The 26993-nt window shown below is 37.6% G+C and carries 30 protein-coding genes, 1 pseudogene and 1 riboswitch; of the genes and pseudogenes, 5 read left to right on the top strand and 26 right to left on the bottom strand.

Translation table 11 applies throughout. The annotated features are described in order from the left end of the window. The first annotated feature begins 92 nt into the window (after window positions 1-92). The gene (locus tag NCCP133_RS04370) at window positions 93-719 is read left to right on the top strand and encodes a DNA-3-methyladenine glycosylase (RefSeq protein ID WP_264803723.1); all 627 of its coding nucleotides are present in this window, start codon (window positions 93-95) and stop codon (window positions 717-719) included. 105 nt (window positions 720-824) lie between these two features. Then, entirely contained in the window at window positions 825-1550 is a 726-nt protein-coding gene (locus NCCP133_RS04365; protein WP_264803722.1) for a DUF421 domain-containing protein, read from the top strand. Between the two features lie 20 nt (window positions 1551-1570). Here the strand turns inward: NCCP133_RS04365 and NCCP133_RS04360 are convergent, their stop codons facing one another. Then, complete coding sequence (locus NCCP133_RS04360; RefSeq protein WP_264803721.1) at window positions 1571-2710, bottom strand: cation:proton antiporter; 1140 nt, start codon at window positions 2708-2710, stop codon at window positions 1571-1573. A 435-nt stretch (window positions 2711-3145) separates the two neighbouring features. On the opposite strand from NCCP133_RS04360, the gene NCCP133_RS04355 reads away from it, so the two are divergent. Next, on the top strand, window positions 3146-3340 hold the full coding sequence (locus tag NCCP133_RS04355; RefSeq protein WP_264803720.1) for a hypothetical protein: 195 nt from the start codon (window positions 3146-3148) through the stop codon (window positions 3338-3340). A 75-nt stretch (window positions 3341-3415) separates the two neighbouring features. Here NCCP133_RS04355 and NCCP133_RS04350 read toward each other — a convergent pair whose 3' ends face one another. Both NCCP133_RS04350 and NCCP133_RS04345 read right to left on the bottom strand, forming a co-directional pair. Beyond that, on the bottom strand, window positions 3416-4633 hold the full coding sequence (locus tag NCCP133_RS04350; RefSeq protein ID WP_264803719.1) for a homoserine dehydrogenase: 1218 nt from the start codon (window positions 4631-4633) through the stop codon (window positions 3416-3418). 115 nt (window positions 4634-4748) lie between these two features. Further along, window positions 4749-4851: riboswitch (SAM riboswitch) on the bottom strand. Window positions 4852-4970: 119 nt separating this feature from the next. Then, the gene (locus NCCP133_RS04345) at window positions 4971-5579 is read right to left on the bottom strand and encodes an NUDIX hydrolase (RefSeq protein WP_264803718.1); all 609 of its coding nucleotides are present in this window, start codon (window positions 5577-5579) and stop codon (window positions 4971-4973) included. A gap of 257 nt (window positions 5580-5836) precedes the next feature. On the opposite strand from NCCP133_RS04345, the gene NCCP133_RS04340 reads away from it, so the two are divergent. Further along, window positions 5837-6646, top strand: coding sequence for a YsnF/AvaK domain-containing protein (locus tag NCCP133_RS04340; protein ID WP_264803717.1), 810 nt, complete (start codon window positions 5837-5839; stop codon window positions 6644-6646). Window positions 6647-6849: 203 nt separating this feature from the next. On the opposite strand, the gene yhbH is transcribed toward NCCP133_RS04340, so the two are convergent. Both yhbH and NCCP133_RS04330 read right to left on the bottom strand, forming a co-directional pair. After that, window positions 6850-8022, bottom strand: a complete 1173-nt coding sequence (gene yhbH, locus NCCP133_RS04335; RefSeq protein ID WP_264803716.1) for a sporulation protein YhbH — start codon at window positions 8020-8022, stop codon at window positions 6850-6852. A gap of 323 nt (window positions 8023-8345) precedes the next feature. Beyond that, on the bottom strand, window positions 8346-8531 hold the full coding sequence (locus tag NCCP133_RS04330; RefSeq protein WP_264803715.1) for a hypothetical protein: 186 nt from the start codon (window positions 8529-8531) through the stop codon (window positions 8346-8348). Window positions 8532-8646: 115 nt separating this feature from the next. On the opposite strand from NCCP133_RS04330, the gene NCCP133_RS04325 reads away from it, so the two are divergent. Beyond that, window positions 8647-8784: a hypothetical protein gene (locus tag NCCP133_RS04325; RefSeq protein WP_264803714.1), complete on the top strand. Its 138-nt coding sequence runs from the start codon at window positions 8647-8649 to the stop codon at window positions 8782-8784. Window positions 8785-8940: 156 nt separating this feature from the next. Here NCCP133_RS04325 and NCCP133_RS04320 read toward each other — a convergent pair whose 3' ends face one another. The 21 genes and pseudogenes from NCCP133_RS04320 to NCCP133_RS04220 form a co-directional block, all read right to left on the bottom strand. Next, entirely contained in the window at window positions 8941-10083 is a 1143-nt protein-coding gene (locus NCCP133_RS04320) for an IS110 family transposase (RefSeq protein ID WP_264803713.1), read from the bottom strand. Between the two features lie 475 nt (window positions 10084-10558). Beyond that, window positions 10559-11602, bottom strand: a pseudogene (locus NCCP133_RS04315) (protein prkA); the annotation flags it as partial. 105 nt (window positions 11603-11707) lie between these two features. Next, window positions 11708-11959, bottom strand: coding sequence for a hypothetical protein (locus tag NCCP133_RS04310; protein WP_264803712.1), 252 nt, complete (start codon window positions 11957-11959; stop codon window positions 11708-11710). 61 nt (window positions 11960-12020) lie between these two features. After that, window positions 12021-12257: a hypothetical protein gene (locus NCCP133_RS04305; RefSeq protein ID WP_264803711.1), complete on the bottom strand. Its 237-nt coding sequence runs from the start codon at window positions 12255-12257 to the stop codon at window positions 12021-12023. A 474-nt stretch (window positions 12258-12731) separates the two neighbouring features. After that, window positions 12732-13295, bottom strand: a complete 564-nt coding sequence (locus NCCP133_RS04300) for an RAD52 family DNA repair protein (RefSeq protein WP_264803710.1) — start codon at window positions 13293-13295, stop codon at window positions 12732-12734. Window positions 13296-13334: 39 nt separating this feature from the next. Further along, window positions 13335-13592, bottom strand: a complete 258-nt coding sequence (locus NCCP133_RS04295) for a hypothetical protein (RefSeq protein WP_264803709.1) — start codon at window positions 13590-13592, stop codon at window positions 13335-13337. A gap of 417 nt (window positions 13593-14009) precedes the next feature. After that, on the bottom strand, window positions 14010-14306 hold the full coding sequence (locus NCCP133_RS04290) for a hypothetical protein (protein ID WP_264803708.1): 297 nt from the start codon (window positions 14304-14306) through the stop codon (window positions 14010-14012). A 96-nt stretch (window positions 14307-14402) separates the two neighbouring features. Then, complete coding sequence (locus NCCP133_RS04285; RefSeq protein ID WP_264803707.1) at window positions 14403-15236, bottom strand: N-acetylmuramoyl-L-alanine amidase; 834 nt, start codon at window positions 15234-15236, stop codon at window positions 14403-14405. An 80-nt stretch (window positions 15237-15316) separates the two neighbouring features. After that, entirely contained in the window at window positions 15317-15766 is a 450-nt protein-coding gene (locus NCCP133_RS04280; RefSeq protein WP_264803706.1) for a hypothetical protein, read from the bottom strand. Between the two features lie 63 nt (window positions 15767-15829). Next, window positions 15830-17785: a GLUG motif-containing protein gene (locus NCCP133_RS04275; protein ID WP_264803705.1), complete on the bottom strand. Its 1956-nt coding sequence runs from the start codon at window positions 17783-17785 to the stop codon at window positions 15830-15832. Between the two features lie 19 nt (window positions 17786-17804). Further along, window positions 17805-18143, bottom strand: coding sequence for a hypothetical protein (locus tag NCCP133_RS04270; RefSeq protein WP_264803704.1), 339 nt, complete (start codon window positions 18141-18143; stop codon window positions 17805-17807). A gap of 3 nt (window positions 18144-18146) precedes the next feature. Beyond that, entirely contained in the window at window positions 18147-19847 is a 1701-nt protein-coding gene (locus NCCP133_RS04265) for a hypothetical protein (RefSeq protein ID WP_264803703.1), read from the bottom strand. Between the two features lie 7 nt (window positions 19848-19854). Continuing rightward, window positions 19855-21789, bottom strand: a complete 1935-nt coding sequence (locus NCCP133_RS04260; RefSeq protein ID WP_264803702.1) for a hypothetical protein — start codon at window positions 21787-21789, stop codon at window positions 19855-19857. Between the two features lie 219 nt (window positions 21790-22008). Beyond that, on the bottom strand, window positions 22009-22440 hold the full coding sequence (locus NCCP133_RS04255; protein WP_264803701.1) for a hypothetical protein: 432 nt from the start codon (window positions 22438-22440) through the stop codon (window positions 22009-22011). Then, complete coding sequence (locus NCCP133_RS04250) at window positions 22440-23417, bottom strand: phage tail tube protein (protein ID WP_264803700.1); 978 nt, start codon at window positions 23415-23417, stop codon at window positions 22440-22442. Before NCCP133_RS04250 ends, NCCP133_RS04255 begins: the two co-directional genes overlap by 1 nt. 16 nt (window positions 23418-23433) lie before the next feature. Continuing rightward, window positions 23434-23901 (bottom strand): hypothetical protein, encoded by a 468-nt coding sequence (locus NCCP133_RS04245; RefSeq protein WP_264803699.1) that lies wholly within the window; start codon window positions 23899-23901, stop codon window positions 23434-23436. Window positions 23902-23916: 15 nt separating this feature from the next. Further along, entirely contained in the window at window positions 23917-24324 is a 408-nt protein-coding gene (locus NCCP133_RS04240; protein ID WP_264803698.1) for an HK97-gp10 family putative phage morphogenesis protein, read from the bottom strand. Window positions 24325-24353: 29 nt separating this feature from the next. Then, window positions 24354-24803 carry a hypothetical protein gene (locus tag NCCP133_RS04235; RefSeq protein WP_264803697.1) on the bottom strand — a complete coding sequence of 150 codons (450 nt, stop codon included), beginning with the start codon at window positions 24801-24803 and terminating at the stop codon, window positions 24354-24356. Continuing rightward, complete coding sequence (locus NCCP133_RS04230; RefSeq protein ID WP_264803696.1) at window positions 24803-25000, bottom strand: hypothetical protein; 198 nt, start codon at window positions 24998-25000, stop codon at window positions 24803-24805. Before NCCP133_RS04230 ends, NCCP133_RS04235 begins: the two co-directional genes overlap by 1 nt. A gap of 56 nt (window positions 25001-25056) precedes the next feature. Next, complete coding sequence (locus tag NCCP133_RS04225) at window positions 25057-26013, bottom strand: hypothetical protein (protein WP_264803695.1); 957 nt, start codon at window positions 26011-26013, stop codon at window positions 25057-25059. Window positions 26014-26031: 18 nt separating this feature from the next. Beyond that, window positions 26032-26991 (bottom strand): XkdF-like putative serine protease domain-containing protein, encoded by a 960-nt coding sequence (locus NCCP133_RS04220; RefSeq protein ID WP_264803694.1) that lies wholly within the window; start codon window positions 26989-26991, stop codon window positions 26032-26034. Window positions 26992-26993 lie beyond the last annotated feature (2 nt).

Raw genomic sequence — 26993 nt, 5'->3', positions numbered from 1 at the left:
CATGAACAGGGATGAAAAGGAACACCGTTTATATGCTTTCTGTTTCAGCTGCTATTCACGAAAATCACGAAAATAGTTTGGGGTGTTATTTGATGACCGATAAACATGCAGATTGGGATCTATCATATGATCCGCTTCCTAAGGATTTCTTTCACCAGCCTACTCTTGATTTAGCTGAAGCTCTTCTGGGCTGCCTATTGATTAAAATAACAAAAGAAGGTCTCGCATCAGGCTATATTGTTGAAACAGAGGCTTATATGGGCCCTGAAGATCGGGCAGCGCACAGCTTTGGAAACAGGAGAACAAAGCGGACCGAAATTATGTTCAGCAAATCTGGGCTTGCCTATACATATGTCATGCATACCCATTGTTTGGTAAATGTCGTAAGCGGACCAGAAGAAAAGCCGGAAGCGATCCTTATTAGAGCTGTTGAACCGGTTGTTGGACTGGAACTAATGAAGAAACGGAGAAATATGGAAGACCCTAAACATCTTACTAATGGACCAGGCAAATTGACAAAGGCATTAGGAATAACAATGGAGGATTATGGACGCCCATTTTCAGAACCTCCTCTCATGATCTCAAAAGGCACCATTCCACAAGAAATCTCGCGAGGGAAACGGATTGGTATTAATAACTCTGGAGAAGCAAGGGATTATCCATGGAGATATTGGGTTACCGGAAATCCATATGTATCGCGTCAGAGAAAGAGAGGATAATATAATAAAAGCCGCATACTTCGAGTAAATTTTATAAGAATTCCTGTCTAAAAGTGCGCCTCTATACCAACAATGCTGATTATAAAGGTTTTAGGGGGCACGCTAATGGATTCTATGATTGATTTGCTTAAAGTAATAGGAAGAATTTATACGATTTTGCCTTTATTATTGGCTGTAACCTTAATAATGGGAAAAAGGTCGATTGGCGAGCTGCCGGTATTTGATTTTTTAGTCATCCTGACTCTAGGATCAGTAGTCGGAGCCGATATAGCGGAACCAAAGGTCAATCATCTTTTCACTATGTTCGCCGTGATAGCCATTGCCTCTCTGCAGATGCTCGTTTCATATATAAAAGGTAAGAATCGAAAATTCGGCAGGCTCGTTACTTTTGAGCCTACAATCTTCATTTACAAAAGAAAGTTTCTGGTCAAAAACATGCAAACAATAAAATATTCAATCGACAATGTCCTTCAAATGCTTCGCGAAAAAAATGTATTTAATGTAACGGATGTTGAAATGGCTATTATTGAAGCGAATGGAGAGCTATCTGTAAAGTTAATCCCGCAAAAAGAAACAGCCCGGGCAGAGCATTTTACTTCTCCCAAACGGGAGAGCAGCTGGGAACTTCCAATCATAATAGATGGGATTGTTTACAAAAATGTTATGCGAAGGAGAGACATAAGCGAGGAATGGCTGAAACAAGAATTATCAAAAAAGAAAGTTAAAAACACAGAAGATGTATTTTACGCTGCTGTTAACGGAAAAAGAGAACTTCACATTTCGTTAAAAGATGATAAATACAAACCGGAAGAGCCGCTCCTCTATCATTAGCATAGAGCGGTTCTTCCGATTTATTTTCTTTCCTTTGCAAATTTTGACTGAAGAAGTGGAGCCAGCTGAAACAGCAGCATTCCTGCTAAGGCAGCAATTAAGATATATGCACCCGCAAATACCTTAAGCCCTCCTGTTGCCAACCCTGCAATAATAACGGAGAATTCCCCCCTTGAAGCTAATGAAAAACCTGATTTGAGAGAATCTGTTTTTGATAATCCATACCACTGGCCGCCGAAATAACCAACTGTAAGCTTATGAATGATGGACCATAAAAAAATTATAGCCAATAGACCGAGCGATGGGATTTCTTCTTTAAATTCAAGTGATAGACCAAAATGAAGGAAGAAGAATGGCAGGAAGAGATTTCTTACAGGAAGAACCACTTCTTCCACTTTTTCTTTTACGACAGTGCCGGCAAGCATGATACCGGCAAGAAAGGCGCCAATAACCTCAGAGAGTCCAAGAAAAACCGCAAAACCGCCATAAGTAATGGCAACTCCCAAAACCAGTATTAAAAAAGAGTCTTCATTTGCAACCTTTTTCATCCAATGCTGGGCTTTATGAAGCACTATTCTGCTCATCAAAATAGCAATCCCAGCTAAAATAGCCACTTTAAGGAAAATAAACAAGAATTCCGCAAGCGAGAAGTTTTCTCCTTTTAATCCTATTAAAACTGTTACGAGAATCGGGGCAATGAGATCTTCGAAAATCAAAAGGGAAAGCATATATTCGGAATCTTTATCATCAAGGCGATTTTTGCTCTCCAGCAATTTGACGGTAATAGAAGAGCTTGTAGCGTATACAAGCCCGCCAATTAATAATGAAACAAAAAGGCTTTGACCAGCGATGTAAACAATCCCTGTAGTCACTCCAATACCCAGCAGGACGTCCAACAGCCCTGGCTTCCAAACTTTGTTCCCATTTTTCCTTAATTCGCGAACGGAAAACTTCATGCCCAGCAGGAAGAATAATAGAATTAAACCTATTTCACCGGCAACCTCAATCACTTTTGTATCCTGGTAATACCCCAAAAAGCCGATTCCGGCCCCTAAGATAATATAAATAACAATATCAGGTATCCTTAAAATTTTAATCCCGATTAATGCGGTTATAAATAAGACTAGGAAGATGAGCCCTATTGCAAGAGGCATATTCATGCAGTATATCAATCCTTTTCATATAGTATGGACTATCATTACCCTTTAACTGCTAATTTAATCCCTGCCATTTCGATCCATTTATAGGTTTTAGGAAATTTTAGAACAATGAAGGTTAAAGACCCTGACCCGAAATTTATATAATTATTTCATTTGGATATTATAGAAATGATGCTTTGCCGTTCTTTAAGGGGAAGAATAGATTGAATGCGCTCTATGCTTTTATATGACTCTTTGCACTATGGAAATGAGGCCAATTTGATGTTCTGACTGGTGTATTCCGGTAGAATTTACAAGACCTGATCCCAAGGAATTTGTCGATAAAAAAACAAGCTTTTTTACTGGACTTTTTTCATATAAGCGTTTACTTTACTATAAAAGGGCAATATTCTATGTATGAATCATTTTTAATAAAACGGAATGGATGGTGTTACGATGGCAGATAAGAAGAATATGAAAGTTCCTAATAAAGATTTAAATATTGGTGCAAATGTTTCGTTAAATGGCCTGGTAACAGCTGTTTTTGATAATATGGTCCATGTCCAGATTGGCGCTAAAATCGTAACGGTTCATGTGAAAGACCTATACTCCGGTTTAAATCAGTCTTTATTGAAGAACCAGCAGGCATAACATCCACCATTTCTATATGAATAATGCAGGAGGAGCAGACCATGATCTGCTCCTCCTGTTTGATTTTTAAGGCATTTATACCGGCTGCACTTGATCGGTCCGTACATCAGAAAAATGGTGGTTTCCAAGTATTTGATACGCTATGAGATCATCCTTTGCAACTGAAGCGGCTGCATCTTCGGAAGATTTCACAATTACAGCATTATCTGAAGAATAAGAAATGACTTCAAAGCCATTAGGCAGTTCAAGATTGCTTAAATTTCCAATCATTGCCCAAACTGGTAATGCAGCCTCTATTCCTTCGCCTTCACCTTCTGCAAAAATCTCCGGAAAATCATTCGTTTCCAGATGGATCAAATCCTCTACAATTGCACTTGCTGTTGGAAACATGCCCGCTCCTGGACCTTGAAGACTTATATTTCCCACTATATCGGCATCAATTGAAACAGCGTTTTGAACACCTTCAACTCTATACAGAGGATGCGACTCACCAACCAGAACTGGCTTTACTGTACATCGAACACCCTTTTGATCTCTTTCAAGAGAAGCCACATGTTTAAATCTAAGTCCCAGGGATGAAGCAATGCTAATTTGCTCTGGTGTTATATCAGTTATGCCAATTCTTGTCGATTTTTCCCACACAGGCGCCTTCCCGTAAATAAGTTCACTTAGAACGACTGCTTTATAAAAAGCATCGTACCCTTCAATATCATTTTCAGGATCTGCTTCTGCATACCCTTTTTCCTGTGCGATTTTCAAAGCAGATTCAAAAGAAAGCTTCTCTTCGCGCATACTGGTCAGAATAAAATTAGAAGTTCCATTTAAGATGCCCTCGATCCGTTCAACTTGATTGGCATTAAGCAGCTTTTTTAATGTCTGGATAATTGGAATTCCGCCCCCGACTGTTGCTTCAAAGCCCAAAGAGACATTATGTTTTTTTGCAAGACTCTTTAATTCACTGCCATGATGTGCAAACATCTCTTTATTTGCTGTTATCACATGACAGCCTCTTTTAACAGCATGGCGCAAATATGTATAGCCTGGCTCCTTGCCAACGATTGCATCAATCACGACATCTAGCTTTGGAAGCTCTATTATCTTTTGAAAATCATCGGTCAAAAGCACATCCTTATCCGGAAAATCATGCTTTTCAATATTCTTTACCAAAATGGCCGCTACCTTCACTTCTTTTCCAAGGATGGCTTGAAGCCGTTCCTGATGGTTAATGATCGTCTCGTAAACGCCTTTTCCTACTGTTCCAAACCCTAAAAGTCCAACGGTTATTACTGACATGCTTGCATACCCCCTGCTTTTTTAATTTCCCTGCCCAGCATTTACAATACAAAAAAACCCCTTCTGCCCATAACAGACAAGAAGGGGTTTGAATTAACTTACAGTCCATACCGCCTTCTCATCTTCGGAAAATAAAATTCCTCTGAATTTGGCACCGGGCAAAATTGCTGGTTGCCGAGGCTTCATAGGGTCAGTCCCTCCGCCTCTCTTGATAAGAAGTTTCTCATTATTTAAATTAATAAGATAAATCATAACGATTTAAATGTGCTCCGTCAACCCATTTTTTGAAAATTATTTTAAACCGCTTTCACTTCTTGGGGTCCTGAACAGAAGTTTCCTATACAATTTCAAGGAAATGCTTTAGAATCCGGGCAGTGAGCCCCCATATAACTTTGTCCTTGAAAAAGTAAAATATTTCTTCCGCCTTTCTAGTTTGCCAGTTATAATTTTCGCCTCCAACGATTAAGTCAAAAGGAAAATTCTCTTCCGGTTCTACCTTAAAATTTATATGATAAGTCTCCGGTTTCACTTCCTTAAGAAATGAAAGGGGGATGGTAAACACTTCTTCTACCTCCGCCGGGTTAGGGACAATCTCGTTTGGAGTTTTTATGATGCCTGCATATGGGTATATGATCTGTCCAAATGAGATCATATAATCCAACGGGGAAATATTAATAATGCTATCTTCACTAATGCCAAGCTCTTCCGAGGTTTCACGGATGGCAGTATGCTTTTCATCCCGATCCCCTGAATCAATCCGCCCGCCTGGAAAACATACCTCGCCAGGCTGCCTCCTCATTTGGTGTGAACGCACTTCAAAAAGAACGTGTATTTCACCCTCTATCTCCACCAGCGGAAGCAAGATGGCAAATTTCGAAAATCGTTCACTTCCTAAAATAACGGGTGTTCTGTTCTTTAGCCTATTAGCCAGCTTCTCAATCTCCATATATCCACCTCCAGCAGCAAGTTCCAGATAATAGAATAATAACTTTATCATACTGTATTTACATGGATTTATTAATTCATACGGCTTACAGCTGCTAAATATTCGAAATCCTCTATTAATGCAATCTTATTTGCTTGTCTTATTCAATTGAACTCCTGCTTTTTCGTGTCTGCTTCCCTAAATCTCTTAATAAAGTTTTTAAAGCCCCTCCAGCGGGAAAGGAGAAGGAAACAAATATTTAGGAGAGTGGACAACTAATGAAAAATATATTAGTCGGCGGTTACGATACACAGGAAGAGCTGAAAGAAGCAATTGCCGGTGCTGAGTCGAACGGATACCAAAAGGAAAGTCTAGTAATTGTGTCAAAGGATGGAGCAAACCTTGAAAGCTTTGCTGATAATTATGGGGTAAACCTAAGAATTGTCGGATCCCAGGAGCTTGGCAATCAGCGCTTTCTCGATTCAGTAAAGGCTCTTTTTATGGGAGAAAATCCCGCTTCAAACTCGGGACTGGAACCTGATAAAAAAGATGGAACCCGATTTGATCAACATGATCTGGATGAATACGCCAGCATGGTTTTTGATGGAAAGTATGCATTAATTGTGGATCACTATGGGATCTCCCCTTCTTCAGAGAAAGGCAGCCAGGTTCAGGCTAATGACCATTCAGAAGCTTACCGTGAACATGCCTCTGCCCGCGAGAAAGAAGAGAAGCTGGATATTAAAAAGCTGGCTGAAAAGTCAGGAGATGTAGAACCAGCAAAAAAAGTTGTTAAGGAACAGCAGAATATTGGCGTTCCAGTTTCAAATGAAGTAGCTTTTATTAAGAGTCGCAAACGGGCAACCATAAATGCAGAGGAGCAAACGCCTATTGATCAGGATGAGATCATCCACGTACCTCTGAAAGAAGAAGTTCTGCATTTTGAAAAAAAGCCCGTTGTAACAGAAGAGATCGTAATTGGGAAAAAGAAAGTCCAGGATATGGAGATAATAACCGAGAATGTGGAGCGTGAAGAAGTAGATATTAAAGCTCACCATAAAGCAAACAAGCATTCTGAACATCTATAAATATTTTCGTACAGCCCCTATCTTGGGGGCTTGTTTGATTGCTGCAAGGCGGCATCTACTGCGACTTATATGTAAAGACGTAAAAGTGTTACCCATGATGTTTTTTTAAGCCATCGATGTCCCATTTGCCTGGTTTCCTGTGCTGAAAAACCTTCAGCTGCAAAAAGTTTTTCCACACAGAAAAAGAGAGGTTTCCCCCTCTTTTATGCATACATTTTCTTATTATCCTCCTGCTTAAAAAAGCTCTTCATAGCATGGAATACGTCTGCTTTTTGCTTAAGGATAAAATATCGGAAATCATCATTTTTGACGTTTTTATACGCAGACATAAGAGTTGAGTGGCGGTTATATTGGTTGACCTCGCCATATCCAAACATATTGGATACTTTCATCAGTTCTTCCACTAGCTTTACGCAACGGGCATTGTCAGATGTCAGGTTATCACCGTCAGAAAAGTGGAATGGGTAAATATTGTACTTCCGTGGATCATATTTCATATCAATCAATTCTAGCGCTTTACGGTACGCAGAGGAGCAAATCGTTCCTCCGCTTTCCCCTTTAGAAAAAAAGTCTTCTTCTGAGACCACCTTAGCTTCAGTGTGGTGGGCAATAAATTCAATTTCAACGGTTTCATACTTGGTCCTCAGGAACCGTGTCATCCAGAAGAAGAAACTTCTAGCCATGTACTTTTCCCAAATCCCCATAGAACCGCTCGTATCCATCATCGCAAGCACAACTGCTTTTGAATCTGGTTTCACGATTTCATTCCATGTTTTGAACTTCAAATCTTCCTTATAAATCGGGTGGAAGGCAGCCTTGCCGTTCATGGCATTTCGCTTGAATGCCGTCATCATCGTCCGCTTCTTGTCAATATTGCCCATGAGGCCGGTTTTCCGGATATCATTAAATTCAATGTTTTCCACCAGGTTTTCATCCTGTTCTTTTTTCTTCAAATTAGGCAATTCCAGCTGTTTAAAAAGTGCTTCCTCAATTTCCATTAATGAAACTTCTGCTTCGAAATAATCCTCTCCTGCCTGGTCGCCTGCTCCCTGCCCTTTTCCGGGCCCTTTTTGGCTGCCGGAACCATCGCGTGCCACTACATCTCCAATTTGGCTATCTCCATCGCCTTGGCCGACATGTTTATTTTTATCATAGTTATAACGGATTTTGTATTCGTCCAATGAACGAATTGGTATTTTTACTACTTCCCGCCCATTCGACATCACAATGTTCTCTTCCGTTATTAAATCAGGCAAATTGTTGCGGATTGCTTCTTGAACTTTATCCTGATGACGCTGCTGGTCATCATGGCCTTTGCGATGGAGGGACCAATCTTCTTGGGATATCACAAACTGATGGTTATTGACATTCGTCATTTTAACCCCTCCTTTAAAAATTTAATTTTTTCACACATTCCAGCCTTTTAACATACAATATCGCGAGTGTCAAAAAAGATGCATCATCCCTAAATCAGCAGTCTGCCTGCTTTTCCATAGACTCAATTCCTGGCAGCCCATTCTAAAAGGCTCCAATAAAAGAAATGTTTATTACTCTATCTTATGCAAGAAGACAAAATAATTTACAAATAATTTTGACTATAAGACATTCGTAAGCCCTTTTAAACAAACCTTTTTTTAAAAATGTGTACGTGCCTATTTGTCTATCTTATTTTCATATACACAAAAAGGAACCTCCGATTTTATCGAAGGTCCTTGTCTTTCTTTTTATTTTGGATAGGATCAGGATATTTCTCATAATCCTCTTTTAATTCTTTATTGGTTCGCAGATTTTCCATCTGCTTCCCCAGATTTTCCATTTCTTCCACGTTTTCTGCCATTGAGCTGTTTCTCGGTGTATAATCCTTATCCAATTCTTTCTTCTTCATAGATATCACCTCTGCTTGTTATATACCCCCTATTGGGCACGTCTAAACTTTTGCCAACTGTCATCTGCATAAATATGTCCAGGCGACAATATGATTTAACCAAAGGGGGGATCTTATGAGCGAATTCCTTTGCTGCTTCTGGTGCGGTGAATTATCCATTTACGATCGGACTGCCTATATTGAAAACAAGCCTGTTTGTCCAGAATGCCAGAAGAAAAGTGATCATTCTGTAAAAAAGGCTGAAAAAGAATGATGCAGAGGCGATAAGCCTCTTTTTCTGTGAAAATAATCTTTGATCTATTAGTAGGTATAGATCATTACTTGAGTGGTCATCCTAAATTTGACAATAAGAAAGCTGAGCTACCTTGTGGAGAGGTATCTCGTTTAAATTATTGTGGTTTTGGCTATACTAAATAGTTTGTAGCGGTTCTTTATATAGCTCTTTGTTGATTAACATAGAGTAAATCGTACGAAGCATTCGATGGCCCGTCGCTACGAGTGCTTTTTTCTTTCCTCTTCTTGCTGCAGTAGACCAATACTTTAGGGCGAACCATTTATTTCTACTCCTTGAGGCTGCCCATGCAGCTTCACACAAAGCAGATTTAATATGAGGATTCCCTTTGGTTGTACGTGTACTCTTTCTCTTTCCTGCACTTTCGTGATTTCCAGGTGACAATCCTGCCCAGGAAGCAAGGTGTTCAGATGAAGGAAACTGACTCATATCCACCCCGATTTCTGCAATAATCACCGAAGCAGTATTTCTACTTATACCTGGTATAGATGTTAAGATAGCTACTTCCTCTTGGAAGGACATGAGTATTTGGTCAATTTTCCGGTCAATTTCATCGGTCAGAGACTCTAAATATTCAATATGCTTCCAAGACTGTCTGATTAAAAACAGTTGATGATCATTAATCGTTCCAAATAAGGAATCAGAAATTCTTTGTTTCTTGTGCTGCATCCGTCCATGAATAAAGGATTCTACTTCCTCCTCATCTATATAGCCTTTTTCTAGAAGACGTACAAGCAACTTTCGGCCAGATACTCCAAAGACATCGGAAATGACGGAACTCAACTTGATATTCGAACACTCAAAGGTTTTTTGAATACGGTTCTTTTCAGAAGTAATATGACCTATCCACTTCTTTCGAAGCCGAGTGAGATCTCGAAGTTCACGTATGTCTGATGGTGGGATAAAACTTTTTTCTATCAAACCTACTCTTAATAACTTGGCTATCCATTCTGCATCACATACATCAGTCTTACGACCAGGAACGTTTTTAATTCTTTGGGCGTTAGCTAGGGTTATATCAAAATAATCTTCCAAAATATTAACCACCGGCTTCCAGTAAACACCTGTACTTTCCATTGCAATATGTGTAACTTCTTTTTCTTCCATCCATTTTAAGAGACGAAATAAATCTTTAGTAAAGGTAGGGAAAGTCTCAATCTCAGTTATTAACTCATTTTCACCGTTACCTATAAGTACACAAACAACAATACTTTCCGCATGAACATCTAAACCCGCACAGCGTTCCAACAATACTTCCATTTGAACCACCTATTCTGATTAAGATCATAAACAGTGAATGAGTTTGACAATAAGTATTTTTCTGTCCGTAGTCACCCGAAAACGGGTGCTCACAAAGGGTTGAACTCCAAACTCATTCAAGCAGTTTTTATTACAGGATCGAAGTCACCAAAAAAAAGCACGCACTGAACCTGTTTATGTCATCTATCAGTATGGACGGGGTTTAAACATTTTCATGCCTGGGTTGGGAGTAAAAATTTAATCATGTTAGTTTTTATTTAAAATCATTATATTGCTTATTTTCTCGGACTTTTTATGTAAAGTATCTTCTTTAATTAGGCCGCCTTTTTCGGTTATGTCACTCTGATAATTTACCCAAAGCAATTATTGTTAGAACTTTTGGGGCAAGTTCACTTGATGGTCAGATATAAATACAAGTTTTCAAACCAGCATACAAAAAGGCCTGGCAGCCATTCCTGCCAGGCTCAATATTATTTTAACGATTCAGCAGGCTTCCCACATACCTCAGCAATTCATTTGCCGAGGTTGAATTATAGCCATGCTCATCTATTAATCTTGCTACAACCTCATTAACCTTCTTCAGCTGCTGCTCATCTGGAGTCTTGGAGGATGTTGTAATCTTGACGACATCTTTCAAGTCAGCAAACAGCTTCTTTTGTATAGCCTCACGTAAGCGGTCATGTGAATTGTAATCAAACCGCTTTCCTTTTCTTGCGTAAGCTGAAATACGGATAAGAATCTCCTCACGGAATGCTTTCTTCGCATTTTCCGAAATGCCGATTTGTTCCTCGATGGAACGCATTAGCTTCTCGTCCGGACTGATCTCTTCACCGGTTAATGGATCACGAAGCTTCGCCTTATTGCAGTAAGCCTCGACATTATCCAGATAGTTTTCCATAAGCGTCTTCGCAGACTCCTCGTATGAATAGACAAACGCCTTCTGGACTTCTTTCTTCGCAATATCATCATACTCTTTGCGAGCCAAGGAAATAAAATTCAGGTATCTTTCTTTTAGTTCCGAAGTAATGGATGGGTGCTGATCCAAACCTTCCTTTAAGGAACGCAATACATCCAGTGCATTGATGCTTGTGATATTTTTGCGTATGATTGTTGAAGAAATCCGGTTGATGACATAACGCGGATCAATTCCGCTCATGCCTTCATCTGAATGCTCTTTCTTCAATTCATCCACGTCCGTTCTATTGTATCCTTCAACGCTTTCACCATCATACAGTCTCATCTTCTTAACTAAGTCAATATCACCTTTTTTCGGATCCTTTAGACGGGTTAAGATCGTAAACATCGCTGCAACCCTTAAAGTATGCGGCGCAATATGCACATCCGAAACATCACTTTCACGGATCATTTTTTCATAAATTTTTTCTTCCTCTGAAACTTTTAGATTATAAGGAACTGGCATGACAATAATCCTGGAATGCAAAGCTTCGTTTTTCTTATTGGAAATGAATGAACGATACTCCGTTTCATTTGTATGAGCGACAATTAGCTCATTCGCAGTGCTATCATATCTACTAAAATAGAAAAATCTTATTATCAAACCCTTATAAAATGTTTTGTCAATACATTTATAACAGATTTTTAATAAAAAAAGAACCACCAGAGATTATTCTCTAGTGGCTAAGCGTTTTTGTTTCATTAAAAGAATACGAGCAATGAGTGAATGGATATCTTCGTCTGTTGCTGAAACTTCTCGGTCAGGTACTAGTATGTTGATTGCTCCGAATTTGCCCTCAATCTGTTTTACTGGTTGTTCCGTTTGAAGGCTCTCCAAAGGTTTCCCTCCCATATTCTTTTTATTAAGTCTATGAGCGGGTCCCTTTGAATTTAACTGTAATTTTTCCTTTCTGTTTAGCATATGACTTCCTCCAGTCATATACCTCCCTGTTGAATATTTACTGCTCCCTCAGATTTTTCTGTTAGATATCCGTCCTTTGGATATCAGTGAAACAAACATTATTCTTTAAAATTGAAATAGCATTTACAAAGTCATTAGTTGTTTCTAGTTTTAGTTTAGAAAGTTCAACTAACATTAATCTTAGTAAATCGAATGTTTCTACTTCTCCACAAACTGATAAGATGTTTTTAAAGTTAGTGATATACTCTTTTCTTTTATCTTCATACTCAAAGTAGTCACTAATATAGATCTTCTCCAAAATAAAAAACTCCTCCCTTCATAGATGGATTCAAAAATACACAGCCATACAGACACACCTCTAGAATGTGCATGGAATGACTATTTAATTAAGTGTATTTTTTCCTCAACTATGTAAAGAAAGAGTTATATAGATATATTCGTGTATTAGTATAATAGGTAAAGCAAGTATATTAATGTATATATAATGTAGTATTAATTATATATTAGAAAAATATACCTGTAAATACATTATTTTTTCTTTAAATCCTTAATCTCATTAATTCTATTCCCCCAATCATAGGGCTGACTATATTGTACCTCTCCACAACTAAGACACTCTACATCACACAATCTTTTATAGCCTATCTTGTCTTTTATGTCATTTGGATACTCTTCAATTCTAATTACATTTAATACTCCACCACATTTACAAATCATTAGACCAGTCTCCCTAAATCATGTTTCTTCTATTATACATAAAAAAGAGAAGAGGTTATTTCACTCTTCTCACATTTCTGTATGGTAACTGACATTCTTTACATAAGAGTTTATGCTGGTAAGTGTCAGACCACTTTTGACTAAACTGAACTTCTGGTTCAGTAAGTACCTGACCACAATCAGCACACCATTCCTTTGGCTCTTCCCACATAGAAGGCTTATGCTCATTAGGGTTAAACGGTTCTTGATACTTCTGTGTATCTGGATTAGATACATTACTATGGAAGATACACGGAACACCAAAGAGTGAAGCGGCTTTAGTGAGAGCAAGGGCTTGAGCCGTTTTAAAACTATCCCCTGCCGTTCTCTTTTCATCTATACTTGCAGAACCGTATGCCTCTTTTATTGTGTTACCAATTTGAAGACTACCAAGTACAACTGCCTCTTGATTTATTTCTTTACTTTCCTTTACAAGAAAGTTCCAATTAAATGTTCCAATCTCATTGAGACGGTCAATCACAATGTGAGAAGGAACATATTGGTAAGACATATTCTTTCGGCCTTGTCTTACCTTGATTTGACCTTTATCAAAAGGTCTAGTTAGTTGGTTATAGTCCATATAAACAACCTCCCTTTAATATTTTTTGAACACCTTTTTTTAGTAAAATAATAAAGCGTAAATGTAAATACAGTTCATAGAAATGAGAGTAAATGAACCTACAACCATTTTAAATTTCCCACTTACATTTTCACTAAATGTACTGTCAACAAATGACTCTAAGAATACATAGATTAATCCAATTACCAGCCATATGCCCATAACAACAATACTTATATATGCCATGTGGTCAACCCAAGCAAGAAATTTATCTTGCTCCATAAATTTTTGTCCAAACTGTTCCAGAAATTCTATCATGAGAATCTCCTCCTCTATCTTTAGATTTAAATGCTTATACTCTACAGTTAATTTTCTAAAGACATTATCCTGCTTTTTTATCTATGAGTTTCTTAATATTTTTTCCGTAGATAAAAAGTGATCCGAAAATTGGTGGATATCCTCCGTTTCTTAATAAATCCAGTATTCTCACGGAATGTAACAGAATAAAATGTATTGAATAAATGTCGTTGAAAACCTTATTCTTTCGTCAAGGAGATTATTTTTAATAGAGGAATTGCTACCCAATTCCTCTATTAGGGATTATTTTCGGAAGTTATAAAAACCTCAAATATCTATTATTTTCGTCCCCTGTTTTGGTTTATTTTCGGCTCTATCATTAGTAAGGTTTTACTAATAAAAATAGAAAAATAGCCTCCCAAAACGGGAGGCAAAGTGTTACTTTATTATATCTTTTCCTTTCTTATATCCTTCTTCTATCTTCTCAATGTCCTCTTTACTTACCTTTCCATTGGTTTTCTTGGAAACAGCAGAGTATATCTTACCTTTGTTATCTTTTATGTAGGAAATTAAAGCCTTAGAAAGTGCCACAAGGATATTAGCAAAGTCTTTTCCAAGTTTCTTAACTATGAAGTTATAGACTTGTACTGCTTTCGATTTTGCAAAGGGGGTAAATACAACTACTACAATAGAAATTACAATCCCTATTAATAGAAGTAATTCATTACTAATCATAATAATCAACTCCTTTCATTCATCTTCTTTATTAATGAAAATAATCATTATAAAAGAGATGAATTATTATGAATAAAACATCTCAATTGATAATGATTAAAGGTTAACTACTTGAACATATTTAGAACTAGCAGTGATATATAAACCACTCTTGATTTGATACATATATCCTCCATCAACTTTGATTTTGTCAGAGATGATTGTGAATACTTCGTCTTTATGAACTATAACGGCTTTATCATTCCAATCTTTGGAGTTATATGTCCAAAGAGCAGAACAGATAATCTTTACTCCTTTATTGCTCTCTTTCTTTGGAGAAGGAGCAGGTTTTGGTGTTTCTTTATTTACAGGTTCAGATACATATTTCACTCCGAAACCCTCACAAATACCCTTCGCAATCTCTACTGCACATTCTTGACGGTATGAACTACTCATAAGGAGTTTAGCCTCTCTAAGATTATCCATAAATCCACATTCTACAAGGACACTTGGCATCTTTGTGTGCTTAATTACATATAACCAAGAGCCGTCCTTTACTCCACGATCAACCATATTTGTTCCAGTCATAAGGTGTTTATGAATTAAGCGGCCAATTTTTTCGCTACTTCCATTTTTAGAAGGCCATACGAAAGTTTCAATTCCTTTTGCATTTCCCCATTTACCAGTAAGAGCATTTGCATGGATACTAATATAGAAATCAGCACCTGCTGTATTCGCTTTACTTACACGTTGAGCAAGAGAAGTCTCACTCTTATCTGGATTTACATTTAATGTTCTGAATCCACATCTCTTAAGGATTTTTTCTAACTCAATAGCAACAGCATAGTTAAATTCCCATTCGTGCATAAAGTCTCCGTTATCAAACTTTGGAGTTCTTTTACCTGCAGTGTTATATTCGTGTCCTGCGTCAATTGCAATCAATTTACTCATTATTATCCTCTCCTTTCTTGTTCTCTTAAAAGAACATAATAAAAAGCCCTAAAATTTAGGGCTTCATCAAACATCAGAATCTATTTTTTAAACTTAGTAAAGATTGAAGAGAAGTTCTCCACAATCTCAATTAACTTAGCCATACCGGGAAGACCTAATCTTTTCCCAAAGTGAAGTAACTGAATGATATAAGCACTCACTATAATTCCCGTGTAAGACCAAGTAAGAAAGTAAAGTCCAGTATGGATATTGTTATCAATACCAATAGCAATAACAGAGCCAATGCTTAGAAATAAAAAAATGGCTAAGGTACAGAATGCCTTAACCAATGGTTCTGTTAATTCTCTAATTTTATTTTTCTTCTCTATGAGAAGGACTGTATATTCAGCAGCCAATACTCCAATAGTAAATAAACTAAGAAGTAAAAACATTGAAGCCAGTTTATCTACTAAACCATTACTAACTGCAATTCCAAAAACACCTGCAACAACACCAACAATTAAGTTATAAAATTCTTTAATGAAATTCATTTGTCCCAACTCCTCTCTATATACACCTCCTTAAATAAAAAATAGAGCCCTCAATAAGAGAACTCATAGGTCATATGGTCTTGTTGAAATAAGCATAATGCCATCCTTTGAAACCATTCGTAAAGGATAATCACCGGGATTACTTATTTCCTCAAGTTTGTGTAAATAAAATATTCCAACCTGTCCGTTGTTTAAAACAATTCTTAAATATTTATATTTAGCAAGCGGCTCGTTAGGATCTAGTATTTCAATCTTGAGAGGTTTACTATCAACTGTCTTACCAGTAATTAAATAAAGGAAACCAATAGGAGTAGGAACTGTTTGCACAGGAGTAATACTAACCTCTACACCTTGAGACTCATTTCCTGAAGTATCTATTGTAGTTATTTTATATATGTATGTTTGATTTTCTACTAGACCTTCATCATGATAACCTGCTGTTGTTTCAGGAGTTCCATTCACTAGTAACTGCCCGTCTTTGTAAACACTAATTGAGGCAAGGTCAATATCAGTAGGAGAAGTCCATGTGATATCAGCAAAGTAGGAACCGTCTGCCTGTTTAGTAGTACTTGTTGAAGTAATAGTAACTTCTCCCGGTGGAGTAGTGTCTGAAGGTAAAGGGTTGGTTTGTCTATTTACTCTTAATTCTGGATAATCAACCATTATCCAAATAGCAGCGAAATCCCAACCTACATAAGTCGATTGTTGTTTCATTTCTTCTGTCGTCTTGCCAGTTCCTCCTGCTGAAGTCGTTTTAGTACTTACGGTCTTATCCCAAAAACTGCTTGTTATTACTCCATTATTGTTTTTACCGATTAACCCCCCTGTATAACTACCACTAGATGTTAATAGGACTTTAGAATAACAGTTATATATATACCCTTTATATGTATTGTATCCAGCCCTTCCAACGAGTCCACCAACTTCAGAACCTGCCTTTATAGTCCCTGTTGAGTATGAATTGTTTACTTTTGCATCACCAGTCAAATTCCCAATAATTCCACCGACAATATTTGCTGTTGTATTTATATTTATGTCTGTAAAACACCTTTCAACAATAGAGGTATAAGACATTGAACCACATATTCCACCAACAGAATATACAGTTCCTGAAGTTGTTATTGACCCACTAGCCATACAATTTTCAATTGATGTGTTCTGAGTAGAATACCCACAGATACTTCCAACATATCCACTTCCATTTTCGATAAGAAAATTGTTCAACCTAACATTTATTACTTTTCCTCTATCTATAAGTTCTCTAAAAAGCCCTGTATGACTTCCGTTTGTTTTAATATTGAGATTTTCTATAAGATAATTTCCTCCATCATACACACCTGAAAAGTCAACCGTAGGTGTATTATAGGTTAAACCACTCATATTGATATTGTTTGTTTGAGTAAACCAAGCAGAACTAGACTTAGAACTTAAATTTATAACATCTTGCGGAGTACTTACTAAATAAGGATCGCTTTGTGTTCCTCCACCACCAGAGAAGCCTTCCATATGAATATATGTCTTTCCTTCTTTCTTTTCATAAAATGGAGCAACGTCTCCTTCTTGTCCTTCTGCAATAAATATAACTTCTGGCTGTTCCTTCGTTCCTTTAACCACATAGACAGTATCGTAATCGTCATAAGGAAGAATAATGACACCATTAGAGGTTTCTGCACCATCAATCCAAACTAATTCCCTTTGAATATGTAGTCCGTTTTCTTTTTCCTTTAATGAAATCATTTCATTTCTAGGAGAAGCAGTAATTAAAGCAGCAGTGTCATATACTTCTACTTGTCCGTGAAAATGTGGAATAGTAAAGTTAGTAATTAAATCTAAGTATTCAATTGCTTTAGGGTTTCCAGATATGTCTGCCCCCTTTAAAACTAAATCCTTTACATCTGCATAATATTCCTCTACATTAACTAATCCGTCTCTTCCCTCAATAAATTTAGGAAGAGGGGATAAATCAACAATTTGTTTATCTTCTAATTTAGTAATCTCATAATTTAAAACTAATTCCATATAACTATCCCCTCCTCTCTTATAAATCAGTTCTTAAATAAATCATTCCAACATAAGCAGTTGCAGGGTCTGGGTCATCTGTTCTTAGTTGAACAACTAATGGGTGAGAACCATCATTCCTAATTTGTTCACTTGCAGTTCCTGAATCGAAACCATATTGATCTCCATTCCCTCTAGGTCCAATATCAGCCCAAGTAACTGGAACTTTATTGAAATCTCCTTGCTGTGCATAATTACGCATGATATTATCGTGCATAATATCCCAATCATGAGCCTCTGTAATACCAGTTTCGATTTTGTTTAATAATCCTGCCGTAATTGCAGTTAGTTCATCCCAATACGTTTTTGTATAAGCCATTGATTACCACCCCTTCCTATCAATCTTCTCAATCTGGAAGATTTCCATATCGGTTTTTATTAGATTTACATTTTGGATATCAAGGTATATCCCTGTTCCGAGTTGTTCAGTAGCAGAATAGCCTCCAACCCATGCAAGTTTCGTGATTACTCCTTCCACGTCAAAGCCCATTAGACAAATAGTGAATACTGAATCACTTTTAATATCTTGTTGAGTAATAGGTATTCTTCCAGCCTCTACGTCTCCAATAAAATAAGCCAGAAATTTAATCTTCTGACTTGGGCTTAATGAAGGATATAAGGTTGAAGAAGGAAATGTAGTATTACTTGGATATACACCAGTAGCGAATAGGTTAGGAAACTCTCCTTGTGTCCAAGTCTTCTCATATGAATAGACAGGCTGTATCAATTCGTCACCTTCTATAATATTTGTATCAACATCTCTTTTAGGTTTAGAGAAGAAAGCAGTCCAATCTTGGTCTACTGGACCACGAACACAACGAACAGAATAAACTAATACTCCATTATCATCACTTGCTGAAATAGAAGTGATTAATCCTTCAACATTTGTAATGTTATGTTCTGGTAAATGGACAGGTTGCATCATACCCGGTTCAAGACCGTCTAATTCAGTCTCATATGTAATGACAAAGCAATCTTGAGTTGCATATTTGTTCAGGATTTGAAGGTTTGCTTGACGAGCAGCACCCTCTCCTCTATACGAAGCAGTCTCCACTCTTTCAACAATCCCCGTTCCCCTTCCTTTTTGATTTCTTTTATTAATCTCATAGTTTATTTGGCTCTTTACAACTATATTGTAAAAGCCTTGATAAACAATTCGGATTACATCTGTTTCTGTAAGGGGGGTTCCTATCTTATCCTGTACAATTACATTGTCTTCAAGAGCAACAAAAAAGTCGTAGCCCGTGTCCACAACTCCCTTTGGTCCAACAGTTTGCTCTTCAAATGGTCCACCATTTCTACTCACATAAATCTTAGGTTTCTTTGCTAAAGGAAAACCAATGATAAATTCCGTATTTGTTCCATTTCCTTTCTTTTCTTCAGTCCTCTCACTTGTGACGGCTTGACTGCCTAGCAAGTATTGAGTGTTTCTATATTCTGAATTTCCTTTTTCTACATTAAGACTATCAGAAATGACATTATCCCAACGTAGAGGAAATGGAGAAGGATATCCTGATTTACTTCTAAAATGTAATTTCTTAAATTGGTCTATACGAAACCAGTAGTTTGATCGTTCAGCAAGAGATTGGATAGCCTGTAAACAACTGATATATCCAAATCTCACTTCATTAAGTAATAAACCCCTTTCAATTACACCGGGCTGAATACCCTCATTGAAGAGAATATCATTAGACATATAGGCTATAATATCCCCACTGTATTCCAGTTCGTAAGCCTTTGCTATTGTTCTATTTTCTAATAACTTCTCATGTCCTACACAGTCAATGCGATGGACTAAGTAATTATTCCTTGCTCCAGATTCTCCAACAGTTAGGATTTCACCACCGAATTGTAATTTACCATTGTTGTACAATTCTACTTCTTGACCTTCTTCAAAGAAATCCTTTTCCCGAAAGGTAAATATATTAAAAGAGAGGTTGTCGAAATCGGTAGTGTTTCTTTCCCAACTAAGGGAGCCAGCCTGAACATCAACTTCATTACCGTCAATGAAAACTTGCAACATACCGACATCACACTCCTCTCAGTTTTAAATATTTCGGTAAATGTTTACCAGTGGATTTAGCAAGAACCTTTCCGTCTAACTCAATGATGAACGTATACGATTCGCCATCTCCTTCACTTGTCATTCTTCTTGTTTGCATAGGGTCTACAACCATTTCCCCTTCTTTGAGTAAAGCATAGCCTTCCTCTAATCCGTTAGGAGCGTGGAAGATACCTCCAGTGTGGAGACGTGGGATATTAGGAATATCAAAGCCGAAATCTTTACCACCAAGAAGCGGAACCCAGTCTGGAATTTTAATATTAATTTTATTAAGTGCATTGATTAACATATTTACTCCGTCAATTGCAAAGTTAAATGGTGCTTTTAGGAAGGCAACTACTCCTTCAAATAGATTTTTGAAGAACTCTCCCATTCCAGTCCATATTCCTTTTACAAAATCAAAAGCGGCCTTTGCACCGTTCTTGATACCTTCCCACATTTTAGGACCGATTTCCATAATCCACTCAATGGCTTTCTTAATAACGAAATACATTAATTGCCATTGCCATGTGAGAACCTTGAAAGCAATTTCTGCACCCTTCTTAATTCCTTCCCATGCTGCTTCTAGAATAGTAACTATACCGTCCCAAACAGCAGCGGCTACCTCTTTGACAGTATCCCAATGTTTGATAAGTAGATAACCTATTGCAATAATAGCGGCAATTGCGGCTACTACTAACATAGCAGGGCTAGTTATAAAAGCCATTACAGCCCCAAAGGCAGCACCTACTCCAGTAGCGGCAGCAGTAACAGTTGTCCAAATTGCAGTTGCGTTCATAGCAAGAAGAATAATAGGAGTTAATCCAGACATGATAGTTCCCATTGAACCCATTACTTGTATCGCATCTCCGTGTTGAGCAGTGAAGTCTCCAACCTTAGCCATTAACTTGTCAAACATAGAAGCATTTTCGTCAGTGATTTTTGCTAAGTCCTCCATAGTCTTACCAGAGCCTTCAACACCTTCTGCTAATTTGTTGATTTCTTCAGTAGTTGTACCTATTGCATCGGCAAAGGTTTCCATACTCCAACCTAACTCATTACCGTTCTCGTCAACAGCACCTGCGGCCTCTCCAATTTTACCCTGAAATACTGCTATTGCTTCTGGACCAGTTACACCATACATTTCTTCAACAATTTTTAAAGCAGCGGCCATTTGATTTAATTTAATCTCGGCATCTCCAATATCCATCATTGAACCTGCTACGGCATCCATAAATTCAGGGACACTTGAAGTTGTGTTGGAAGTTACCCAACCGAATGCGTCCATAGCCTCTGTGCTATCTGCTAAACTTGCATTGGCACGATCAAGGATTGGAGCAAACTCCAAAAGTTCTTCTGCTTCTAAACCTGTTGCTTTTGCTACTGTCTTCCAACCTTCAGCATATCGCTTCAATTGTTCCTCACTTTTTAATCCTTCTTTTCTTCCTTTTTCTAAAACTAGAACAGTAGATTCTAAATTAAAGGAAGCGTCGGAAATAGAATCAACAAGGTCAGAAACACTGTCTTTAGACATACCAGTTAGAAGAGCAAACTTCTCCATTTTAACTATTGATTCTTGTTGGACTTCAGCAAATGCAGTCATAGCGGCTCCTGCCATACCTATACCTTCAACAACACTTTGCATAGCCTCTTTTTGTTCTTGAGCAGCGGCTTCCATATCTTCCCCTGCTTGTTCGGCTGCATCTGCTAAGTCGTCAAGAGCGGCTTCTGCATCTTCAGTTGCCCTTTCTACTTGTTGCATTGCTTCTCTTGCATCATCCCCAATGGAATCCATTGCGTCTCCTGCTTGCTCCATTGCTCGTTCTAACTCACGAGCGGCTTCAACACCAACATCGCCTATCTGCTCAATTACAGAGGAGGCTTCGTCTTGGGCTTGAACTAAAATATCCATTACAGCATCCATTATTGTCCCCTCCTTTCGCGTGCCTTTTGAGTGACATAATCTACGTCTGCTTGAGAAGCGGAACCTTTAGACTGCTTGGATTTATCCATAGCCTTCTTCTGGTCTTCATTCTCTTGATTAGCCCCCATAACAAGAAAAACCCTCTGGATAAGAGTCAGGTCTTTCTGACTGCTTGCCAAAGGGTATCCCATATTATGTAGCCGAATAATATTCTTACCTTCAGTTGTTTTCACGAAAGGATTCTAATTGTTGAACCACCTCGTTGTTCTCTTCAACCTTGCTATCTTCTTTCTTTTTAGTCGCTCCAGAAATCTCAAGGATTTTTTGAGCAATCGCTGAAGGTAAACCAGCAGGTAATTTCTTCAAATCTTCTTGTGTCCATTTAGGTGTATCTACAATACCTAATTCACAAGTTAAAAGGTCCCCCTTATACTTAGCCTCTAATTGTTTACTAATAGAAACCACATTCTCAAACTTCTTAGTAACAGGATTACCTTTAATTACATTCGCTTCTTGTTGAGTAGTGTTGATACGGTGGATTTCACCGTCAGATAGTGGACGAATTGCCACTGTAACCTCACCACCATTTACCTCAAAAGTATGTTCCTCTACATGATCCGTGCCGTTAATTACTAAACTTCTTAAGTTCATTAGAAAATCTCCTCCTCTCCTAGTTTGTTAGATACTTTTACAAAAATATCTGTATTTACAGTTGTACCGTTTGCTAATGTTACCGTTCCCTCTAAAGCCTTAAATGCAGTTCCTTGCACAATCTCGTCTTGACCACTAACAGTAGTAGGGACAGAAGTGTATTGAACTGCAGGTAGGATAATATGGATAAAACCGTCTGCACCATTATCAAAGAAGTATTCAACTTTAAAGATAGTTCCGTTTTCATACTTTTCGATTTCTTCAGTTCCTACAAACTTGAGATTAGTAGATACCGTTGCACTCCCACGACCAGATACTGGTGTAGAAGTAGGATGCTTAGACCCAATTGTTTTTACCGTATCTACACTTACACCGTTTGAAAAAGATAAAGAAAAATCTTTAATGAGGTTGGACTTATCCACTCCGTCATACATTGCTGTTACTTCGTGAAATGCTAATGGATATTGTTTGAAAAGGTTTAAAGCCTCTTCAGATTTAATTGCAGTCTTTTGACCTTGTGCTGCTACTACATTGACAGTTGCAGTAATAACATCTGATACTGCAATATCAAAACCCTCAGCCACACAACCAGTAAAGATATGTTCAAATAAGTCTTTACCTATACGGGAAACAAATGAAGGTAATAGAGAATCTTTGGTTCTCCAAAACTCAAATGTATTAAAGTCCTCTACTGTTAAGCCTTGAGTATATTGATACTCGCCAAGAGCCATTCCTAAAACGAATGGAATAGTATTAACGTCTAAAGGATAGACAATGTTTCCACCTGCTGAAGAAAACCCTTCTCTTGTTTGTTTAAGTGTTCTATTTAATCCAGTTGGTACTTCAATAAACTTATCACTAGTTATATCCATACTAGAAGAAGCGATATCAATGTGATGTTTTGCTTCAGGTGGATTACTTGCCATGTTATAACTTGTTTCTTTTGATAAACCTACATATCGACAAATATTAGACATATATATTTCCTCCTCTCTAATTTTTGGAAGTGAACTTTACGGAAAACATCCATTCTGCATTGTATAAGTTTCCATTAGCCATTGCAGGATTGGATAGGGTAGTGTTTATATCCTTTATATCTGATACATAATCAAGCCCTAGTTTTCTATCCCTTAAAATCACTTCTCTTGCCCTTAAGGCAATATCTGACGCCATTGAAAATCCCTTTGAAGGGTCGTCATTTTTATAAACTACTGATAAGGTTATTGAAAAACCATTATCTTGGGTTAATCCCAAAGTCTTACCTTCTGGTGAAACAGAATTAGTAAATAACCAAATAACAGGAGTTGCTGGTTTTGGTCTAGCACGATCTCCACGTATCACTGTTTCAACATCTTGAAGGTATCCTTCAGGTAAAGTCTCTTGTTCAAGGATTGACTTTATTTTTTCTTGTATTTCTTCCAGTGCTAACCTTAAAGGTATAGCGGCTTTATTTGCTATCATTACCAACACCTCCTACTATGTGGTTTCTTGAATTGCACGGATAATAAATTCCTGCAATCTGGTTTCCGTCTTATCGAAAGCCCTATCCATAAACGGATTACCTTTTTGACCTTTAACTTCCTTCTTACTTATCCATCTTCCATTAATCATGAATCGAAGTACTGGAGAAGTAACAGGTTTAATTGGAGTATTATGTGGACCATAGATACCAGTCCCTTCGTGAACAAACCAAATGTATTCTACCTGAGAATAAATCTGAAATTGTAAGTCATTGAGTTTCTTTAACTGAAAAGAACCAGCAAGCCTCCCATGATCTACGGGTGCTTCCCTCTTGATATTGGCGAAGATATCCTCTGCCGTATATTCTAGTGCTTTGCTTACCGTTTTTCTTGTATCACTTGTTAAACCCTCAAAATCTTGCACACTAAATCCTTCAAAATTGATAGGCATGATTACCACACATTTCTTTCTGTTTTACTTCTTGCTCTACTTATTCTTAAAGTAGGCTTTGAAGTATTAACAATGAATTGGTCTAAATCTTGTTTTATAGAATCTGTGAATATGTTGTCTGATAAAGTAATAGTGGGAACACTGTCCTTAGTTGCAAGGGGGGTAGTTCTACGAGCAACGGCTTGAGCCACTTTATTGGCTACAATGCGAGTAGCAATGTCATGAATGCGAGGGGGTATATTTGTAATCTTTCCAATCTCTAATTCCTTTTGTAAATTTCGGGATATGTATGTATCTATATAATCCTTTGCCTCAATGAGCCATTCTCCAAGTAAATCAATTAGTTCTTGTTTATTCTCTAAACTAAAATCGTCAAATCGAACACCAGTGTAAAATATAACCTCCTTAACAGAGGAATAATACAGTACTGTTCTTTCTTCAATATGTGGCATTAATTATCACCCTCTTTAGACTTAGAGGTTTTCTTTACTGCCTTGATCTCTTCTACATGTAAATCAACACAGGCTTTAACTTCTGCCTCTTGGTATTTAAAAAGTTCAACCTCAACAGTAGCAAGAGGGAGGAATACTTTTCCTCCTCTGCGAACTACTTGTTTGGTAAGGTTGGTGACTTTGAATTTTTTACCCATTCGTCATCCCTCCTTCTTTAAATTAAAAAGAGATTAAGAGAATTAACTCCTAATCCCTAAGCAGTAGGTTTTGCTTGGTCTAACAATGCAATTGCTACTACATTTTCGTTCTCATAATGAACGTCGCCTTCCATAGTAAGAACAAAGTTTGTTTTTCTTTCTTCTGCTTTACGGCTAGGCTCAACAGTAACCTCATGGAAGATACCATATACAAGGTTGTCGAAATCTACTAACATAGCAACACGACCAATAGCAGAACGCTCAAACACAGGAACATAAATAACAGGGATACCGTCATATGCTAACTGGTTGCTATTCACAAGAGTTTGATCTCCTAGAGTAGTTGGACGTGCTTTCAATTCGTCACGGTAGTTTTCCTCAACTTCGTAAGAAACAAGGAACGCTAACTTGTCTTTACGCTTAGTTAAGTATGGCTTTGGATAAGCAGCCTTCAATGATTTGAAGATAGCAGTTGAAGTCTCCTTATCAAAGTCAGGAGTAGTACCTGCTCCATAAATTTTATTCTTACCTTTCTTAATCCATCCGTCAGTTTGGTTAAGGAAAGTATCAGAACTAGACTTATCACCGAAGAAAGCAAGTTCTTCAAAGTCAACACCAGCAGCACGACCTAACAATTGAAGAATATGTCCTTCAAGAGCAGTCTTCTCAATGTTGCTACGTAGAGCATTGTCATAAATAGAAGTGGTTGCTTGGAACTCACGAGCGATAAGTTCATTCATTGCTGTATTGTATTCAGCATATTGATCCTCACTTAAAACATTGTGAACACCATTGATAGCACCTGCACGTAATACACGACCTACTAAAGAAATACGGTCAATTTGTAACTTAGGGCTATTCATTGTCATTAAACGAGATTTAGCAAGGACAGTTGCATCCTCCTGCATTTCGTCTACGAATTTATTAAACTTTTCTGGTAATAAAATACCAGCGGCCAAACCTTGAACGGTAATAGATTTTAAAACATTTGCAATTAAACTATTAGTATTCATATCCTATCCTCTCCTCTCTTATAATCTGCGACCAGATGCGTCGCGTGTAAATTTAGATTTACTTACTACTGTAGGTTCAGTAGTCACCTGTGGAACTAATTTTTTACTTCTTGCTTTTGTTGCTTGAGTAAGTTGTGATTGCAGTTCTGCAATTTGAGCCTTCAATGCTTCAGCATCTTCCTCTTCAGTTTCTTCAGCAGGAACTTCTTCCTCTGGAGTTTCTTCGGCAGGAACTTCTTCAGCAGGGGTCTCTTCTACAACTTCCTCCACTACTTCTTCTTCCTCTCCTTCTGCTTTAACTACTTCTTCAGTAGAACTAGATTCTAAAGCGTCTAGGCGAGTATTGATTGCACCAACGGCAGCCAATAATTGTTCAAATTGTTCTGGTGTCATAGTATCCTCCTCCTTCTTTACACCTTCAGAAGACTTTTTAGCAGTCTTCGAAAAAGCATTCTTTAATCTATCAAACCAAGTATCTTCCTTAGATTTAAAAGCAAAGAATGTTGCATCGGGGACGGCAGGTTCGTCTACAATTGAAACGAATACCACTGCCAAATCCGTCCCCAAGTCTTTCAAGGTTGTTCGCTTAATAGCGGCTTCTGGAATTTCCACTTCTTTACCTTTGGCACTGACTTCATCCATAACAGTTCGCTTAACTGCCATTATGGAAAATCCCGTATAATGACCTTCTTTAATTTTTTGCCATACTTCATCTGATAGCACTTTAACGGCCATAACCCATGTACCTATTGGTAAAGAAATTTGTTTCCCGAAACTCTCAACAACCTTATCTTCCTTAAGGATATAACTCTCAACAGGAACGGCTGTGTTATTGAGGGTATGTTGTAAATCAACATTCCTATAAAGAGCCATAAACTCATGACTCCAACTCTCAATCTGTTCAGCAGTTACCACATCACCGTCACTATCTGGACGGTCTGGAATAAGGACTGGAGCATAGACAATTCTTTTTTCCATAC

The organism is Cytobacillus sp. NCCP-133 (genome assembly GCF_026011715.1).
In the GTDB taxonomy this organism is placed as follows: Bacteria; Bacillota; Bacilli; order Bacillales; family Cytobacillaceae; genus Cytobacillus.
The sequence above is the reverse complement of the archived record's forward strand: the minus strand, read 5'-3'. Positions and strand labels throughout refer to the sequence as shown.